This window comes from Hydrogenovibrio marinus (genome assembly GCF_013340845.1).
Classification (GTDB): Bacteria; Pseudomonadota; Gammaproteobacteria; order Thiomicrospirales; family Thiomicrospiraceae; genus Hydrogenovibrio; species Hydrogenovibrio marinus.
In genome coordinates this window covers 1456129-1473115 of record NZ_AP020335.1, presented here as the reverse complement: position 1 = coordinate 1473115, position 16987 = coordinate 1456129, and the positions used below count along the sequence as shown (strand labels likewise).

The window sequence follows — 16987 nt, the reverse complement described above, 5'->3', positions numbered from 1 at the left end:
TCTAGGAGTGGTTATGAATCAGAAGCGAGTTTATAAAACTTACACCAAAGAATTTAAACAAGAAGCGGTCGCGCTTGTCACTGAACAAGGTTATAGCGTTGCTGAAGCGGCGCAAGCGCTAGGCGTTAATCCAAACTTGCTTTACAAGTGGAAAGACAAGCTTGAAGCGCAAACCAATGGTGCGGCCTTAAGCGATAATGAGCGTGAAGAACTCAAAAAGCTGCGAGCTGAAAACAAGCGGCTTCGAATGGAAAAAGACATTTTAAAAAAGGCCTCAGCCTTCTTCGCCCGAGAAATGCACTAGGATTTGAGTTTATCCATACGTTGGCGCAAGAAGGCTACTCGGTTAAATTAAGCTGTAAGGTGATGAGTTTTAGCCGCTCCGGCTATTACGATTGGATCAAGCGTCCCAAGGCTATTATTACCGAAGAACAACTGCGACTGTATCGGCGAGCTAAAGCCCTTTTTATAGCCAGTCGAAACAGTCTCGGTTCACGAGAACTGATGAAGCGATTACGTAAAGAAGGCTTTAAGGTTGGGCGCCACAAAGTCATCAAGTTAATGGAAATCTTAAACCTAAAGGTTGAACAGCGTGTTGCATTCAAAGTCACCACAAAACGGGACCCAAGCCACGCTGTGGCAGATAACCTTGTGAACATGGACTTTAACCCCACAGGCATGAATCAAGTGTGGGCCGGTGATATCACCTATTTAAAAACCGCACAGGGTTGGCTATACCTGAGCGTGGTGATGGACTTGTACTCACGCCGGATTATCGGTTGGTCAATCAGCCCGCGCATGACCACCGAACTCGTGCTTGAGTCGCTCAAGCAAGCCTACTGGCTTAGAAAGCCGCCCAAAGGGGTGATCTTCCATAGTGATCGTGGATCACAATACACCAGTGACGCATTTAGAGCGCAGCTGAAACAATTCAAAATCCGAGCCTCAATGGGCGATGTTGGCGCGTGTTGGGATAATGCCGTGGTTGAAAGGTTCTTTGGCAGTTTAAAGCATGACTGGCTGCTCAAAGTACATCAACCTAACCATGAGCATATGATTGACGATGTGAAAGCGTATATGCGTTATTACAACTTAGAAAGGCTTCATACAAGCAATGGTGACATGAGTCCTATTGAATATGAAAATTATAAACGTGATGTGTCCGAAATTGCTTGACCAGTACAGTAATCTAGATGATGAGCTTTCAGAGAAAATTTATAATGCACGTGAGACTGGCGAGAAGTCATTGCTGGCGTATTTGCACCGAAACAGTATTCGTGGCTAAGATCCAATGGCAACAGGCTCGATTGATTTGTAGAAAATTATCAAAATCTACCAGGCAGGGTAGAGCTAAGCCCCGCATCGCGAGACTTTTTTGTATTTAAACAAGGTGGTCATATTTTCGCATTGAATTGACCATAGCACACCCAATTGCCCCGCCTAGAATTGTAAGTAATAAAAGATTATTTGACTTCATTTTGTGCGCCAATGCGAACGCTGTGCCTGCCCCAAGGGCTGCACCTTGAAGTTGTTTGCTAGAGGGTTTTTCTTCAAGGAAAGCGGATGCTAAATGTTCACAGTTGAAGTTCAGTAAGTTGTACTTTTTATCAATGGATAAGTAGTTTTCAGCCTCTGTGATTAAGTTCTCCTGTTGGGCTTTAGTAAAATTGTTTGAAATAACTTTTACCTCCTTCTCATTAGAATAATCTTTGAGGGATGTTATTTGGGTATTTCCATTAGGACTGTTGTGTATCACACGGTCTTGACCAAGATAGACTCCGGCATGCTCTACTATTCCTTTCTTGCGATATAACAAGTCTCCGGGTTTTAATTTATTTTGCATAATATACTCCATGCGTTTAAAGTAATATTTATCTTAAAATTTATTTTGTATACGTAAAACGTATTTAAATTCATTTTATGACCATGCAGTCATGCAGTCAATTGTTTTGGTAAAAATTTATGATAAAAAAAACAGTTTCTTATTCTTCTATACTAGGAGTTGTAGTTGCTACTAAACGGAAAGAGCTTGGCATTGAACAAAGTGTATTAGCTGAGGAAATGGGGTTGTCACAAGCTAGTTATAGCCGTTTGGAGTCAGGAAAATCTATGTTTTCCGTTGATCAGTTGTTTGAATGTGCTCAGGCATTAGACATTCCTGTACAAGATTTATTTCAATCAGTTGTAAAAATGGCGCAAAACTTGGAAAACAGTGGAGAGGTTTCTATTCAGGCGCAGTCAAGAGGGAATGCAACAAGAGCCAAGTCCTCAGAGGGGAATGAAGTAGGTTCGTTTATCGCCGGTGCAGCTCTTGCAGCACTTATTATTGGGCTTGCAAGTAAATAATTGAGGGTAGAGGCGGCGGCAGCTCTCCTAAAACGCTACTGAAAGATGTACCCGTATATCTCCAAGGTCTAAACGCTTATATCTATACTTTAACTTATGAATCCAGAGAACCTAAAAAAACTCGTTACAACCACTATGCCTTATGGAAAATACAAGGGTCGAATTATTGCTGATTTACCGGGCAATTACCTTAATTGGTTTGCGCGTAAGGGCTTTCCATCGGGTAATTTAGGAGAGTTATTGGCACTCATGCAGGAGTTGGATCACAATGGCTTAAAGCAGCTTCTTGATCCCTTAAGAAAATAAGCTTTTAATTAGAAAATAATCAAAATCTACCAGGTTGGGGTAGAGCCATTATTTATTAAGCCTCGCATTGCGAGGCTTTTTTGTTTGTGAAGAAAAACTCTCGTTTCTATTTGAAGGCTAAGCATTAAATTTTCAGCAGCTTTTTGGCACGAAATGGTAAGATTTATTGGCGTTCAAAATTATTAACAGGTCAGTATGACTTGTTGCTGTGATGTGTTTTTAGGTTTACAAGTTAAGGGAGAAACGTTGTGGGCAATGAGATTAAGGCAGTTGATTCAGCAAGTAAATTCGATCAAGATCGGGCAGGTGAATACGCACAGCAAAGTCGTATTGGACTGGCTGGTTATGATGCCTGCCACGATCTAGCCGCTTGCCTACTATCTGTAACACTCGACTCTGAGAGTGAAGCCCAAATTCTTGTTGTTGGCGCGGGCGGCACTGCTCAAGAAATTGTTGCTGCATCGAAGCTGGCACCTAACTGGAAATTTACGGCTGTAGATCCTTCCGAACCCATGTTGCAGCTATCTCGAGAATCTCTTGCCAGTAAAGGGTTAGAAGCACGTACCGAACTACACTTGGGTTATGTAAGGGACTTGAGAACCGAAAAAAAATTCGATGCAGCAACATTGATTGGCGTTATTCATCACTTGCAAGGTGAGGATAAAAAGAAAGAAATTCTTGATGAAATTGCAAGCAAGCTTAAGCCTGGCGCACCGATTATTCTGGCTGGCAACCGTTTTGACTACGCGAGTAAACCTCTTTTTTTATCTGCATGGGGAGAGTTATGGCGCATGAACGGTGTTTCAAAGGAAGAGGTCGAAAGTAAGAGAGCAAAAATACTACACGGGGCTGATCCACTTGCATCAAATGAAGCCGTTATAGACTTGCTTGGCAGTGCTGGATTTATTGAAGCAGAGCAATTCTTTTCTAGCCTGTTTTGGTCAGCGTGGATAGCGAAATATAATCCAAACCAAAGTCAGTAGGGCTAATGGATATAGAATAATCAAAGCCAGGCAGAATTAGATTTTGATTTGATAAGTTTAGTTAAAACAATTTGTTATAAAGGGTATGATTGAATTTAATTCCGCAAACTAATGTCAGATTAAACGCTGCATTAAGGAGGTATGATGATGAACTCTTCGGAAATTAAAGATCGTGCTGCGGGTGCCATTATGGGCGCTTTTATCGGCGATGCGCTTGCACTAGGCCCTCATTGGTATTATGACCTGACCGAACTGCGTAGAGACTACGGCGATTGGATAGAGGACTACACTGATCCAAAGCCGGGTCGATACCATGACGGTTTGAAAGCCGGTCAACTCTCTCAGGCAGGGTTTATTCTAGAACTCCTGTTGCGCTCCCTAGTTGAAAACAAGGGTTATGATGAACAAGATTTTTGTCGTCGAATGGACGAAGAACTTTTTCCGCTCATTGACGGTACGCCTATCAGCGGTCCTGGGAACTATACCAGCCAATCCATTCGAGATGCTTGGCGAAAACGCATTCAGCAAAACTTTCCTTGGGGGCAAGTCAGCGGGCATGCGGATACCACAGAAGCGATTGAGCGTACCCTTGCCATTGCTGTTCGTTATGCATTTCAGCCAGACAAACTTGCTACAGCCATTACGCATAACACGATTCTGACACAAGATGATGATACGGTCGTCTCTATGACTGTCGCCTTTGGTGCGGTATTGGGGCTGCTTGTTCAGGGTAACCGCTTGGATATGGATATCTCTGCAAAACTGATGAAGCTGGTGAAAAGTGGTGCGTTACCTTTTCATGCCGTCACCAATGATGATTTGCAACCGCCGAAAAAAGGAGACCCTGATCCACCACGTGTAGGACGTTTTGCTTCTCCAGATGCCTTGCTAACCCCTTCTTATATGGCGGAAGCTGCCTTTGATCCTGATATTCAAATTGAACCGCCTTGGAAAGTCTCAATCGTTTATGGGATGCCATGTGCTATTTATCATCAACTACCTGCGGCTTACTATCTGTCTGCTTTATTTCATGATGACTTTGAGTTGGCCGTGTTGCATGCGGTTAACGGTGGCGGGCAAAATCAGGCACGTGCAATTCTGACTGGCGCGCTTACCGGTGCTCAAGTTGGCATGAGTGGCATCCCCAAGCGATTCCTTGATGGGCTTGATAAGGCTGATGAACTGATGCAGTTGGCGGAGCATCTGGCCGCTGATATGGAAACCGGCAATTGAACAATTAAAGAAACAATGAAAATTTATATCAAAAATATGGTCTGTGACCGATGCTGTCTGGCCGTTGGCAATGTATTAAAAGAGATGGGTTTGCAATATGAATCCATTAGTTTGGGCGAAATTGATTTTGCAGACCATTATGGGATAAAGCTCCCAAACAGCATACAAAAGCGCTTGTCAGAAGCATTGGAAGCTTTGGGGTTTTCAATTCTTAATGATAAAAACAGTCAGCTCATCGGTGAAATAAAAATATCATGTTTGAACTATCTTCAGGATATTGAAAATCCTGGTAAGAAAAAGCTATCGGAATACATCAGCAGCACGATCCAGCTTGAATATAACTATTTGAGCAGTCTGTTTTCCGTTGTTGAAGGTATAACCATTGAACAGTATTTCATACAGATGCGAGTGGAAAAAGTGAAAGAGTTACTGGTCTATAGAGAACTGGCGCTGAAAGAGATTGCCTTTCAATTAGGTTACAGCAGTGTTGCTCATTTAAGTGGGCAATTCAAAAAAATCACCGGCCTGACGCCAAGTCACTTTCGTTTATTGAAAGATCAAAAATTGCGAACCCCTTTGGACAAACTGTAAATTCTGTAAAAGAAGGCAGACAGGATGTAACAGGGTTTCGTCTCCAGCGCATTAGAATCATTCCCGATGTTTAACGAAATCGGAGTAATGAAATGAATACCGTGTGGAACAATAAAATTAACTGGATTAAGAGCGCCCATAATACGAAATGGTGTTTGATTGGCTGTGCCATTGGAGATTTTGGCACGATTGCCTATTTCCAATTTAACGAACATAGCCTTTCGACTTTTTCAGTCATGATGTTGGCAACCTTAAACGGCCTGTTAACCAGTATTTTGCTTGAAACCCTTATTTTGTTTCGTTCAAATTTCAGTTTGAAGGATGCGCTTATCACGGCGCTGGGTATGAGTTTTATATCCATGTTGGCCATGGAAATTGCAATGAATATTACAGATTACTTGTTGACCGGCGGCGCAGTATTGAACTGGTGGGTCATCCCTATTTCACTGTTTATCGGTTTTTTAACCCCTTGGCCATATAATTATTGGCGGTTGCAGAAACATGGTAAATCGTGCCACTGATTATTGAAGTAGGGTTATAAGTCAATGGAGCTTGAGCTCCATTGATTTCTTCGAACTCCCAAAATCTACCAGGTATGGGGGGAAGAAGCATCCGATAAATATCAATTTCTTTTCAGTATCACTCTGCTAAGATTAATGTTGATCGTATAGCCAAATGACTCTCATTTAAAGGAGGTAGCATGGCTCGTAGAATCGTATTGATCATTACCGCAGCCGTCATGCTTTTTACAACGCCAGCTTGGGCGGCAGACGCTTCTAAAGCTGACAATAAAGCCGATCTTAAAGTCAAAATCACCCGAGATATCAGTTCTTTCACTGTGATGCACAATGGTAAACCCGTTGTGATTCAACGTAACCAAAACCAGCAAAATACTATTGTTAAGGATTATGCACTCACCTCAAGAGTATGCCCTCCTTTCTGTATCCAGCCCATGCACCTGCTACCAGGAGTGGAGACGATAGGGGAATTGGAGATGTTGAATTACATTAAACGCGCATCTAAAGGTGACCCGAACCTATTGATTATCGATTCTCGTACGCCGGATTGGGTGGCGAAAGGGACGATTCCCACGTCTATTAATATTCCATGGACACAACTGTATCAACAAGCCTCTAACTATGAACCGATGGTTGTAGAAGGTATTTTGACTGACCGATTTGGCGCAACCGTGCATGATGGAATTTGGAATTTTTCCAATGTAAAAGATTTGGTGTTTTTTTGTAATGGCCCTTGGTGCGGACAATCGCCCACCAATATCAAAGCATTGGTCAGTATGGGCTATCCTGCGCATAAGCTCCATTGGTATCGAGGAGGGATGCAGTCCTGGCATGCCTTTGGTTTGACGACCGTTACACCCTAAGTTGCTATTTTGGAGAATAAGACATGTCTGTAACGCCGGCTAATAACGACACTGCTCAAACTGTCTCCCTTCGACATTGGGTTAGACTGGTTTTGGTGTATTTCTTCATTTTGCTGATTTTACTGGTCTGTGGTGGAGATTTCGGGTGGTGGCAGGCTTGGGTTTATTCTCTATTTATCTTTACGTCTGGGATTGGTGGACGCATGTGGGGAGAGCAACGCCACCCTGGATTAACCGCCGACAGACAAGATACAGAAAGTTTTCAACAAGCCAAGGCGTGGGATAAAGTACTTGCGCCTTTGATGGCGGTGAGTATCAGTTTCCCTATGGTGATAGTGGCTGGGTTGGATCATCGCTATCAGTGGTCTCAAGCGTTTCCACTTTGGGTTAACCTTACCGGGCTTTTATTCGTTGCAGTGGGCTATGCTTTTTCGGCATGGGCATTTGCGGAAAACCGATTTTTCTACAGCGTGGTTCGCATTCGTACAGATCAAGGTCATGTGGTTTGTGACAGTGGTCCGTATCGGTTTGTGCGACACCCGGGCTATGCGGGAAATATGTTGGCGTTGTTTGGTATGGCGTTTGCACTAAGCTCGGTTTGGACTTTGATTCCTGCAGTAGTAGCATCCATTATCACAGTGACGAGAACAGAGCTTGAAGACCGCGCGTTACAAGCCGAGTTACCGGGGTATCAGGATTATGCGCAGCGCGTGCGTTATCGATTGATACCTGCCATATATTAAACCCGCCATGAGCGGGTTTTTGTTGGGAGCATTTAATTCTATTCCGTCTCTAATGATTTCGTAATAATATAAGTAATAACCGTTAGCAATAGTTAGGTCAATAACAAGAATAGGGGTTGGGATATGAAGAGTCATATTTCATGGGGTATTGCGTTGTTAATGTTGATGACGCTTTCCGGGTGTGCTTCGCACAATGCACGTAACATCAATTTGGGTGACATGATGCCAGGTGAAATGATTTCACTGAAAGATGGAACTAAGTTGGCGTGTGCAGTGGAGTTTATTTCGAGCCATTATGAGGGCGGTAAGATTACGGCATTTAACTCTACAACGAATGAAGCATTTAGCGGTCGATATCATGTGATGTTAGTTGGCGGCGGTTCATCGACGGGGGTTGTGACAAACGCCTGGGGGTTTACAACGGGCTCTATTAAGACAACCTCTGACGCCACCGCGGCTACCGCTAAAGGAGTCTTGACGGGAAGCAAGGGGACGGTGATTGATATTTCTCTAAACCTCACGCCAACCAAAAATCCTAATAATGATTATGCGGTGTTCTTTTCAGGTCAAGGAACGGGCGTTGACAACCGTGGTGCCCGCTATCAGATTTACTTCGGCCCCAACTACTATAAAAAATAATGTGATAGCAACCATCAAAATCTACCAGGTTGGGGTGTTTTGATTATTGAGATGAGCTAAATCGGCTGGAATTCGATAAAATACCGCGATGAAATTTTTTATCTTATTCTTGTCTGTTGTTAGTGCTGTTCTCACCGCGAGATTATTTATGGGAGTGCAGGCGAACACAGAGATTCATAGTAAAGCTTCCAATACTGCTTCTAATAACTCTCATTACTCATTGCGCAAATACCCTCACGTTGAACAGTTTTACGGTTTAACGGCGAAAGAGGCGGTAAAAATCGGAATGAAGGAAAACATTCCTCCCGCGGCTATCTTGGCGATTGCCGGTTGGGAGTCAGGCTTTGGGCAAGGGTATGTTTCGCAGATTACGGGTAATATCATGAGCTTGGGCGCGCGAAAGGGTGAGCCCGAGTTGCCACCATTAACCTTGCCGAGAAATCTTGAGACCAATAAGCTCATGATTGATTTCAAAAAGGCAAAACAGCTGCCGAAAAATCAGGTGGTTTGGCAAAAAAGACCGCCGAGCCTAAAAAAAGATTACCGTCCTAAACCTTATGCCGGTACGAAAAACAATCTGCTTTACTTTCGCAATCATCCTCAAGCTTTGAAGCAAGCCTATACCCATGTGATGCAGGATTTTTCCGGTAGCTGGATAAGTGAAAAATCTAAAGTGCCTGTGTTTTTTAAGGCTTCGAAAGATATGGATAAATTGGTTTCCAAGAAGGGTAAAAATATCTTGTTGAATTGCAAGGTCGCAAAAGAGTTTTTGAAAAGCATTGGTGGCAAACCGAGAAGTTTTAATACGAGACCAGCGTGGATTAAGCATGTATCCAAGGTGATGGACAATGCCGGGTTGTGTCTCTTGGCCAAAGAAATGAATCAAGGGAAAGCTTTTAAACGTGCTTGGCTACAATAACTGTCAGGGATAACCGTCGGACGTTACTGAGTAAAATCTACCAGGTTGGGGCAGGTTTCAATACGTTGAAACCTGCTTTTTTATTTACCGGATTTGTATTTAAGCTTTCATGAAAGGATAATCGGTGTAGCCTTTTGCATCAGAGGTGTAGAAGGTGTCTTGATCCGGTGCATTCAACTCAGCGCCTGCTTTAACACGCGCTGGCAGGTCTGGGTTGGCAAGGAAGCCAGTACCAAAGGCTACGGAGTCCGCCAAGTTGTTGGCAATCACTTCTGCGGCTTCTTCAGCGTTATAGCCCATATTCACCATCAAATGTCCTTTGAAGTGCTCACGAGCGATAGGAATGACATCCGCTTGCTGTAAGCCAAAGAAATCCGCTCTCATTACATGCAGGTACGCGAGATTGAATCGATTGACATGCTCTGCAAGGTAACTGATCCAATAGGTTGGATGGCTGTCTTTCATGCTGTTGAAGCTATTCAGTGGCGAGAGACGTAGGCCGACACAACCCCCCCCAATTTCATCGGTAACCGCTTCAAGGACTTCCGTCAGGAAACGCGCGCGATTTTCGATTGAACCACCATATTCGTCGGTGCGTTGATTGGCGCTGTCTCGTAGGAATTGGTCGATAAGATAACCGTTGGCACCATGTACTTCGACGCCATCGAATCCCGCCGCCATAGCATTTGCTGCTGCCTTGCGGAAATCCAACACAATATTGGCGATTTCTTCTTTAGTGAGTTCGTGAGGCACGGTGTAAGGCTGTTTGCCTTCTGGTGTTTGGGTTTCTCCGTCAATGGCGATAGCACTTGCACTAACGGCTTCTTTGCCATCATTCAGTAATGGGTGTGCAGCGCGTCCAGCATGCCAGATTTGTAGGAAAATCTTTCCGCCGGCTTGGTGAACCGATTCAGTCACTTTTTTCCAGCCTTCAACTTGTTCTAGTGAGTAAATGCCAGGGTCGTTACCAAAAGCGGAGGTTTGTGGGGTGACCATGGTGCATTCGGTGATGATTAAACCTGCACTTGCGCGTTGTGTGTAGTATTCCGCCATGAGGTCGTTAGGAATATGGTTGATGGCGCGACAACGGGTAAGAGGCGCCATCACAAATCGGTTGGCGATTGTTAGGTCACCGAGTTTTACAGGGTGAAACAGGGGCGTTGTATCTGTTGGCATTGCATGTCTCCTTCTTCATGAATGGACGTTATTGCGAATCCATACAAAAAATCAGTAAATTGATTTGTTGAGTAACGTTCAAAGTATAACTCCCGATTGTTTCTGGATGGTGACGTTTATCATTGAATGAGTATGAAAGTCTGTGTCGCGATTAAATTATCATGTTGGCGCGAAAGAAAAACTGATTGTAAAAATTACGAATTATATTTATATTGAAATCCACAGTCGGGAGTGTGGTTTTAGTTAGATATTCATTCATTGAATGGCAAGGGATTGAAAAATGGCAGTAAGCGTGCCTGATGCAGGAGCAATGACAAGTTTTGTAGAGTTTTTACCAGCGGTTCTGTTCGAGTATGCGCTTGAAACTGATGGTTCCCGAGAGTTGATTTACATTAGCCCTAAAAGCCTTGATGTTTTAGGTTACGCCCAAGAAGACTTTCTTGAAGACATGGATACATTTTGGCGTTTGACTCATCCTGATGACCTAGCGCAAAAGGATGAAGTAGACGGTCAAGATGAAAACACTTCTGCTTTTGATACCAAGGTAGTGCATCCATCAAAAGGCGAAATCTGGATTCGGGTTACCACTAAGCCAACGGACAGAAAAAAAGGCGATGCAGTTATCTGGGGTGGCTATATCTTTGATGTCACTGACAGCAAAGTTCAAGAAGCTGAATTGGAACGCCTGAATACAAAATTTGAAAGAATATCGACATCTGATGGGCTGACAGGTGTGCTGAACAGACGTGCCTTTGATGAAAGCATGCATAAGGAATGGAAGCGTGCGTTAAGGGATGATACTGAGCTATCGCTAATCATTGTCGATATAGATCATTTTAGAAATTACAACATTGGTTATGGGCACTTGGCAGGCGATGATTGTTTGAAAGTGGTTGCCAATACATTATCAAAAGTGGTTAAACGATCGTCCGATATTGTTGCACGTTATGGTGGGGAAAAGTTTGCCATTTTGCTGCCCAATACGGGATTGGTAGATGCCATTAAACTGTCTGAACGGTGCAGAGTCAGTATTCTTGATTTGAAAATGCCGCATGAAAGCTCAAACGTGCATTCGATAGTGACTGTCAGCTTAGGCGTGAGCACGATTTCTCCGGAGTTTGACTTCGATATGCTTACTTTTATAGAAGCTGCCGATACTTGTTTATATGAAGCCAAATCAAATGGTCGCAATCAGGTGGTTTCTATTAATAAACTGTAACCTTCAGAATTTAATTAATCATTATCATAGACTTCTAAATTGAGTGATAAGAATATACGCATGAACAATCCTCCTCACCTTCGGCCTTACATGACACTGCTGCTCATTGGTTTGTTACTCAGTTTTGTCTTTTCCAGTCGAGCTTTTTCACAATCTGAACACATTGATTGGCAACTCTACAGCATAGATAGCAGCTTACCGATTGATCCCAGTAGTCCTGACACAACAAATCTACAGAAAGCGGATGGTATTTCTTTGGTGGGTGGGCACTATCTCTATGAGGGAACGTTGCACATTAATAAAACAGGGGATTATGTTGTCGATTTTAAAAACACCACGACGATAGATCGCTTTTCTTTTTATGTTTACGACCAACAAAACAACCTTGTTGCCAGTGCGAATGGCGGCATAGGCAGTAAGGCGTTAAATCCATTCTTCCTTCGCCACGGACGTATTTTTGATTTGAAGGCAGGGCAGTACAAGCTGCTAGCGGAAGTGTCTTCGCCATACTTTATCGCGCAACCCGTTCCTTATATCGAAACCCTTAGTGACTACCAGCAGGAGATAAAGCTGGGGAATGCGATTGTGCTGATTGGTATCGGCATTTTCCTCGCGTTGGGGATTTATTATGGCGCGCTGGCATTTGCCAGCTCCCGTAAAACCGAGCTTTTCTATGCCATCTTTATCTTCTCCAATTTGATATTTAATGCCGGAGCGCATTTGATTCTGGCGCAGATGTTGAACTGGCATAACTTCTATCTGGTGTCCTTTCCTATTCTCATCTCCAACTTCTTCTATGTCCTCTTTGTTATGAGGTTGTTGGAAATCCATCCTGTTAAAAACAAACGTCTGTACACCTTGGGTATTGTCGGGTTGGTGCTGTTGGCAATATTCGCATTGTTTGCGCTGATGGCGCCTAACTGGATCAATGAGATGGCTCGTTATGGCGTATGGGTGTTTTTGCTGTATGGCTTTATTGCGGGTGTCTCACGCGCCATTAAGGGCAGCGTTGTCGCGCGTTTGTATTTGGTGGCACTCACAGCATTTATCATGCTTGCCAGTATGGCGACGTTGCCGACGCAATTGAGTTCAAATACCATTGATGTCGAACATTATGGGATAGCAGCGATTGCTGTTGAAGCGATCTTGTTGGCGTTAACCTTGACCTATCGAGTCGGTGAGCTTTACCGAGAGCGCATGAATATATTGCATCATCTCGACCACAATAAAAAGTTGGCGCATACCGATTCTTTGACACAAATTCCAAACCGTTATTCGTTGGAGATGGAGTTTTCTTCAATGGGACCATATGCTTCTTTGACTTACATTGATATGGATAACCTCAAGTTTTACAACGATCGTTTTGGGCATGCGAAGGGCGATGAGCTATTGTCGACATTCGCCAAGTTGATGCACCAAAGACTGGAAAATGGCAAAGAAAATGCACGTATCTTCCGCGTGGGCGGGGATGAATTTGCAATCATCTGCCAGGATGGCAATGAGCAAAAAGTGCGGGGGCTTATAGAACATGTTGTCGATGAGATGAGAGGGTCCGGTTTTGAAAATGCCGGTGTCAGCTCAGGGGCAGCCTATATGCATGAAGTAACCAATACATCCGAGTTGAAGCACCTTGCGGATATCAGGATGTATGAAAATAAGTATAGACGGAAAAAACAACTTAACAAAGAGGGATAGGGATGCGCTCACAAAAGAAAGGTTTGATTTTACCGATAGTTGCTTTAACGATTTTGCCACTGATTGCTTCATGGTTTGCCTACGCAGATCACCTTCCACCCGGATTTGGTGTGTTTCCACCACTACAGGTGACTGAACCGCCAACGCCTGGCTTTAACCTGACCATATTTCTTGTGTTGTTGGCAGTAGAAGCATTTTTAATTTTTTTCTTAGTCTTTCCCCAAAAGTTCGGGTTCAAGCCCGTTGAACCGCCTACACCTTACGACCGTAAACCTTTGCCATGGTGGTTTTGGGCGGGGTTGATCATTACTCTGTTCTTTTGGTATTTGATGTGGGCACGTCCAGAGCCGCTCATGAATCTCGTTTATTTGGCATTCCCACCATTGTGGTGGGGTTTTATCACACTGATTGATGGCTTGGTTTACTCCAGAAGTGGCGGCTACTCGTTGATGAGCAAGAAGCCGAAGCTGTTTGCCATCACCATTGTGGTGTCGATGTTTGCCTGGTTCTACTTTGAGTATTTCGACTACTTCGCATTGGGTAACTGGTATTATCCAAATACGGTTTTGATTCCAGCTTTATCTCATCCTGAGATTGTCGTTCTCTATTTGGTAGCTTACACCACTGTATGGCCAGCAGTATTCGAGTGGTACGCTTTGCTACATACCTTCCCGAAACTAGCCGTGAAGTATTCTGATGGTCCTAAAGTGAAGCTGCCAGGTACGGCGTTGTTACTTGTAAGTTTGGCATTAATCACCATTATGGTGTTCTATCCTTATCCATTCTTTTGGGCGATTTGGGTCGGCATTATGCTGGCGTTCTCCGGAGTGTTGGTGATGTTGAGTATTCCTTCGCCATTGAGTGAGTTGGCAAAAGGTAACTGGAGCCCGATGATTTTGATTGCGTTGTCGGCGCTGTTCAACGGTTTCTTCTGGGAAATGTGGAACTACGGAAGCTCACATCCAACGAACCCGATTTCCAACCCAAACTATTGGGTGTATGACGTGCCTTATGTGAATGTCATTCACATCTTCTCTGAAATGCCGCTGGAAGGCTATTTGGGATACATGCCATTTGGATTGATGGTGTGGCTGATGTTTATCTGGGCAGGTAAGGTATTTGGGTTTGATACTTACTTGTTGAAAGAAGACGAACGCAAATACAACAGTGAAGTCTAAAGCGCAATCGTTTTGCTGTGCTTTTACCAGTCGCAACCCTGACTCGGGTTTCGGCTGGTGTCATTAAGGTTTATTGTCTAGCAGAAGTAGGGCTTAACCTAGCTGAAGTTTATGATGTTCGATTTTGTGGAACTGCATCAAGACAATGTAAAACGTAATCACATCTGCTGCTGTATTGAACAGCATATAGAAAGCTATTTTGAAATGAGATAGGAAGTAGGGTAACCCAATATCGTTAATTACATGAGAAACGATAATGAAGTTAAGAATAAAGAGCGGAATACTCAGGATAATGGCTTTTTTCAGAGCTTCTTTGCCGCTTGCACCTATTGAACCGAATGTTTGTCTTTTCTGCGCCATTTAATAATCCCTCATTTCCAATTTAAAAGTAAAAATAGCTAACCGGACTATCCTAAGCCAATCACGCGCAGGTTTACTTGAAAAACCATGACTGTTTTCAAGACTATGAAAAACCGCGAACAAGTGTCACGGTTTTTTTATGTGGGATTAAAAAGTAGCGCTTTTGCTGACCTTACGTTCATAACTTAGAGCTCAAAAGCTTTTTGTATGTTTTCAACGTTTTGATGGGTAAAGTCTTTAGCCAGAAATACTTTAATTTTAGACAAGGTTAAATCATTTAAGCCTTTCTTAACTTGGTTGTGAATTGGTTTTGAGATTGATAAATAGAGTTTTGCATCATGCTGCTTCGCGAATGCGTTGATAAATTCACTTAAGCTTTCAGTCAGATGATGTTTTCGTTCTATTTCACTTTTATTTTCAAAAGAACTGTGTCCACCTGCGATTGAATTAGAATAGCCTCCCGCCCTATCGCTATAGATTTCCGATAGTTTAGCGTGACCTTCAATGCTTTCAATAGACTGGTAGGCATGGAATGAAACTGTTTTTTGCTCGGTTTGTTCTATGTCAAACACTTTAATGTTGCCAATATCAGCAACGATAGCATAGCCAATGGTGGTACTCATAATCACCCTCCCTTTGAGTTTAAGTTGAATAACACAACAAAAGGTTTGAACAATCATAATTTTATTCTAATGAAATTGCAGCATATCACAAGAGCAATCATTGGCTGTTTGAACAATAAAATGCCATCTGGTTGGGATATTGTTTAGTGTATTTCAATACCCCTAGCAAGTTGATTTAATTTTATGAATTGGTGTTTTGAGCGTTTGCAGGTTTGCGATTGCGCCCAGAAGAATTAGGCTTAGAGCCCTTGCGGTAAGGGGAGTCATTGCCCGTTCTTTTGTTCGTACGGTTCTCGTTTTGTTTACCGCCTGTATTGCGTTTGTCAGGACTTTTGCGTGGCGAAGCGGGTGCTTTGCCTGCTGGCTTGTCTTCAAACACTTTTGGTTTTTTAGGCTTTTTGGGCTTCTTCGGTTTGAGACCGATTTTGGATTCTCCCAGTGGGTTTTTCGGCTCGAAACCAGGAACGATTTCCCTTGGTAGAATTTGATTGATCAGGTTTTCAATGCCGACCAGTTCTTGGAATTCTTCCGCACATACCAGAGAGATGGCTTCACCACTCTCACCCGCACGACCTGTTCTGCCGATACGGTGCACGTAATCTTCAGATACATGCGGTAAATCGAAGTTCACCACATGGGGTAGCAAATCAATATCAATACCGCGTGCGGCGATGTCCGTAGCAACCAGCACCTGTAACTTGTTTTCCTTAAAACCATTCAATGCGCGAACTCGCGCATTTTGGCTTTTATTGCCATGAATGGCATCGGCTTTGATACCACTTTTATCCAATTGCGTGGCCAGTCGGTTTGCACCATGTTTTGTGCGGGTAAAGACCAGCACTTGGTACCAGGCATGGTCTTTAATGAGCTGGATCAGTAATTTGGTTTTTTGAGCTTTGTCGACGGGGTAGATTTTTTGTTTAATGGTTTCTGCGGTAGAGTTTTTCGGGGTAACCGAAATCTCGACTGGATTATGAACCAGACCTTTTGCCAGCTCTCTAATCTCATTGGAGAAGGTGGCTGAAAACAGCAGGTTTTGGCGCTTTTTAGGCAGCAGCGTCAGAATCTTTTTGATGTCGCGAATAAAGCCCATATCCAACATACGGTCGGCTTCGTCCAAGATGAGTACTTCCAAGTGATCGAAGCGCACAGCATTTTGCTGATAAAGATCAAGCAGTCTGCCGGGTGTGGCAACCAAAATGTCTGCACCTTTACGTAGGCGTTGCATTTGCGGATTGATCTTCACACCACCGTAAACCACAGCAGAGGTTAGTGTGAGCTCTTTGCCATAGGTTTCAACACTCTCACTGACTTGCAACGCAAGCTCACGTGTAGGCGTTAGAATCAACGCACGTGCTTGGTTTGATTTTGCTTTAGGTCCTTTGGAAAGGTTTTCAAGCAAGGGAAGTGTAAAGGCGGCGGTTTTTCCTGTACCCGTTTGGGCAGCTGCCATGACATCGTGCCCTTCCAAGACAGCAGGGATTGCCTGCGCCTGAATAGGGGTCGGTGTCGTATAGCCAGTGTTTGCAATGGCTTGTGTAATTTGGGCATTTAAGCCAAGTTCGGTAAATTTCATTGTTTCTCGATATTAAATT

20 protein-coding genes are annotated in these 16987 nt (G+C 43.5%); 15 read left to right on the top strand and 5 right to left on the bottom strand.

All coding sequences use genetic code 11. The annotated features are described in order from the left end of the window. Nucleotides 1-13: 13 nt before the first annotated feature. Nucleotides 14-1176 (top strand): IS3 family transposase gene (locus tag HVMH_RS07040; protein WP_155988733.1). Its coding sequence is split into 2 segments (ribosomal slippage): nucleotides 14-278 and nucleotides 278-1176, totalling 1164 coding nucleotides; the frame shifts between segments, so codons are not numbered across the junction. Continuing rightward, a complete protein-coding gene (locus tag HVMH_RS07035; RefSeq protein WP_155988737.1) occupies nucleotides 1139-1285 on the top strand; it encodes a hypothetical protein in 147 nt (48 codons plus the stop codon). The genes HVMH_RS07040 and HVMH_RS07035 overlap by 38 nt, the downstream gene beginning before the upstream one ends. 96 nt (nucleotides 1286-1381) lie before the next feature. Here the strand turns inward: HVMH_RS07035 and HVMH_RS07030 are convergent, their stop codons facing one another. Beyond that, nucleotides 1382-1855, bottom strand: coding sequence for a lecithin retinol acyltransferase family protein (locus tag HVMH_RS07030; RefSeq protein ID WP_081822688.1), 474 nt, complete (start codon nucleotides 1853-1855; stop codon nucleotides 1382-1384). 107 nt (nucleotides 1856-1962) lie between these two features. Between HVMH_RS07030 and HVMH_RS07025 the strand changes: the two genes are divergently transcribed. The 10 genes from HVMH_RS07025 (at nucleotide 1963) to HVMH_RS06980 (ending at nucleotide 9141) form a co-directional block, all read left to right on the top strand. Beyond that, the gene (locus HVMH_RS07025; protein WP_029909293.1) at nucleotides 1963-2346 is read left to right on the top strand and encodes a helix-turn-helix domain-containing protein; all 384 of its coding nucleotides are present in this window, start codon (nucleotides 1963-1965) and stop codon (nucleotides 2344-2346) included. A gap of 96 nt (nucleotides 2347-2442) precedes the next feature. After that, nucleotides 2443-2652 carry a DUF3820 family protein gene (locus HVMH_RS07020; RefSeq protein WP_029909291.1) on the top strand — a complete coding sequence of 70 codons (210 nt, stop codon included), beginning with the start codon at nucleotides 2443-2445 and terminating at the stop codon, nucleotides 2650-2652. Nucleotides 2653-2900: 248 nt separating this feature from the next. Next, nucleotides 2901-3635 carry a class I SAM-dependent methyltransferase gene (locus tag HVMH_RS07015; RefSeq protein ID WP_197942619.1) on the top strand — a complete coding sequence of 245 codons (735 nt, stop codon included), beginning with the start codon at nucleotides 2901-2903 and terminating at the stop codon, nucleotides 3633-3635. A 141-nt stretch (nucleotides 3636-3776) separates the two neighbouring features. Next, complete coding sequence (locus HVMH_RS07010) at nucleotides 3777-4868, top strand: ADP-ribosylglycohydrolase family protein (RefSeq protein ID WP_232087743.1); 1092 nt, start codon at nucleotides 3777-3779, stop codon at nucleotides 4866-4868. A gap of 15 nt (nucleotides 4869-4883) precedes the next feature. Beyond that, nucleotides 4884-5459 carry a helix-turn-helix domain-containing protein gene (locus tag HVMH_RS07005; protein WP_029909285.1) on the top strand — a complete coding sequence of 192 codons (576 nt, stop codon included), beginning with the start codon at nucleotides 4884-4886 and terminating at the stop codon, nucleotides 5457-5459. 92 nt (nucleotides 5460-5551) lie between these two features. Then, on the top strand, nucleotides 5552-5980 hold the full coding sequence (locus HVMH_RS07000; RefSeq protein WP_029909283.1) for a DUF4396 domain-containing protein: 429 nt from the start codon (nucleotides 5552-5554) through the stop codon (nucleotides 5978-5980). A gap of 179 nt (nucleotides 5981-6159) precedes the next feature. After that, nucleotides 6160-6840: a rhodanese-like domain-containing protein gene (locus tag HVMH_RS06995; RefSeq protein WP_029909280.1), complete on the top strand. Its 681-nt coding sequence runs from the start codon at nucleotides 6160-6162 to the stop codon at nucleotides 6838-6840. A gap of 23 nt (nucleotides 6841-6863) precedes the next feature. Then, nucleotides 6864-7583 (top strand): methyltransferase family protein, encoded by a 720-nt coding sequence (locus HVMH_RS06990; protein ID WP_029909278.1) that lies wholly within the window; start codon nucleotides 6864-6866, stop codon nucleotides 7581-7583. A gap of 123 nt (nucleotides 7584-7706) precedes the next feature. Beyond that, nucleotides 7707-8222, top strand: a complete 516-nt coding sequence (locus tag HVMH_RS06985; RefSeq protein ID WP_029909276.1) for a hypothetical protein — start codon at nucleotides 7707-7709, stop codon at nucleotides 8220-8222. 88 nt (nucleotides 8223-8310) lie between these two features. Next, nucleotides 8311-9141: a glucosaminidase domain-containing protein gene (locus tag HVMH_RS06980; protein ID WP_051622985.1), complete on the top strand. Its 831-nt coding sequence runs from the start codon at nucleotides 8311-8313 to the stop codon at nucleotides 9139-9141. A 99-nt stretch (nucleotides 9142-9240) separates the two neighbouring features. Here HVMH_RS06980 and HVMH_RS06975 read toward each other — a convergent pair whose 3' ends face one another. Then, nucleotides 9241-10317, bottom strand: a complete 1077-nt coding sequence (locus HVMH_RS06975; RefSeq protein WP_029909274.1) for an alkene reductase — start codon at nucleotides 10315-10317, stop codon at nucleotides 9241-9243. Between the two features lie 280 nt (nucleotides 10318-10597). Here HVMH_RS06975 and HVMH_RS06970 point away from each other — a divergent pair, with 280 nt between their 5' ends. From HVMH_RS06970 to HVMH_RS06960, 3 genes are read left to right on the top strand one after another with little or no spacing between them, the layout of a single operon-like run. Then, nucleotides 10598-11536: a sensor domain-containing diguanylate cyclase gene (locus HVMH_RS06970; RefSeq protein ID WP_051622984.1), complete on the top strand. Its 939-nt coding sequence runs from the start codon at nucleotides 10598-10600 to the stop codon at nucleotides 11534-11536. 60 nt (nucleotides 11537-11596) lie between these two features. After that, nucleotides 11597-13231 carry a sensor domain-containing diguanylate cyclase gene (locus HVMH_RS06965; RefSeq protein WP_051622983.1) on the top strand — a complete coding sequence of 545 codons (1635 nt, stop codon included), beginning with the start codon at nucleotides 11597-11599 and terminating at the stop codon, nucleotides 13229-13231. Between the two features lie 2 nt (nucleotides 13232-13233). Next, complete coding sequence (locus HVMH_RS06960; protein WP_029909271.1) at nucleotides 13234-14409, top strand: hypothetical protein; 1176 nt, start codon at nucleotides 13234-13236, stop codon at nucleotides 14407-14409. Between the two features lie 93 nt (nucleotides 14410-14502). On the opposite strand, the gene HVMH_RS06955 is transcribed toward HVMH_RS06960, so the two are convergent. From HVMH_RS06955 to HVMH_RS06945, 3 genes are all read right to left on the bottom strand, one after another. Beyond that, nucleotides 14503-14769 carry a hypothetical protein gene (locus tag HVMH_RS06955; RefSeq protein ID WP_029909270.1) on the bottom strand — a complete coding sequence of 89 codons (267 nt, stop codon included), beginning with the start codon at nucleotides 14767-14769 and terminating at the stop codon, nucleotides 14503-14505. 185 nt (nucleotides 14770-14954) lie between these two features. Then, complete coding sequence (locus tag HVMH_RS06950) at nucleotides 14955-15449, bottom strand: host attachment protein (RefSeq protein WP_029909263.1); 495 nt, start codon at nucleotides 15447-15449, stop codon at nucleotides 14955-14957. 124 nt (nucleotides 15450-15573) lie between these two features. Beyond that, a complete protein-coding gene (locus tag HVMH_RS06945) occupies nucleotides 15574-16968 on the bottom strand; it encodes a DEAD/DEAH box helicase (protein ID WP_035628825.1) in 1395 nt (464 codons plus the stop codon). Between the last annotated feature and the right edge of the window lie 19 nt (nucleotides 16969-16987).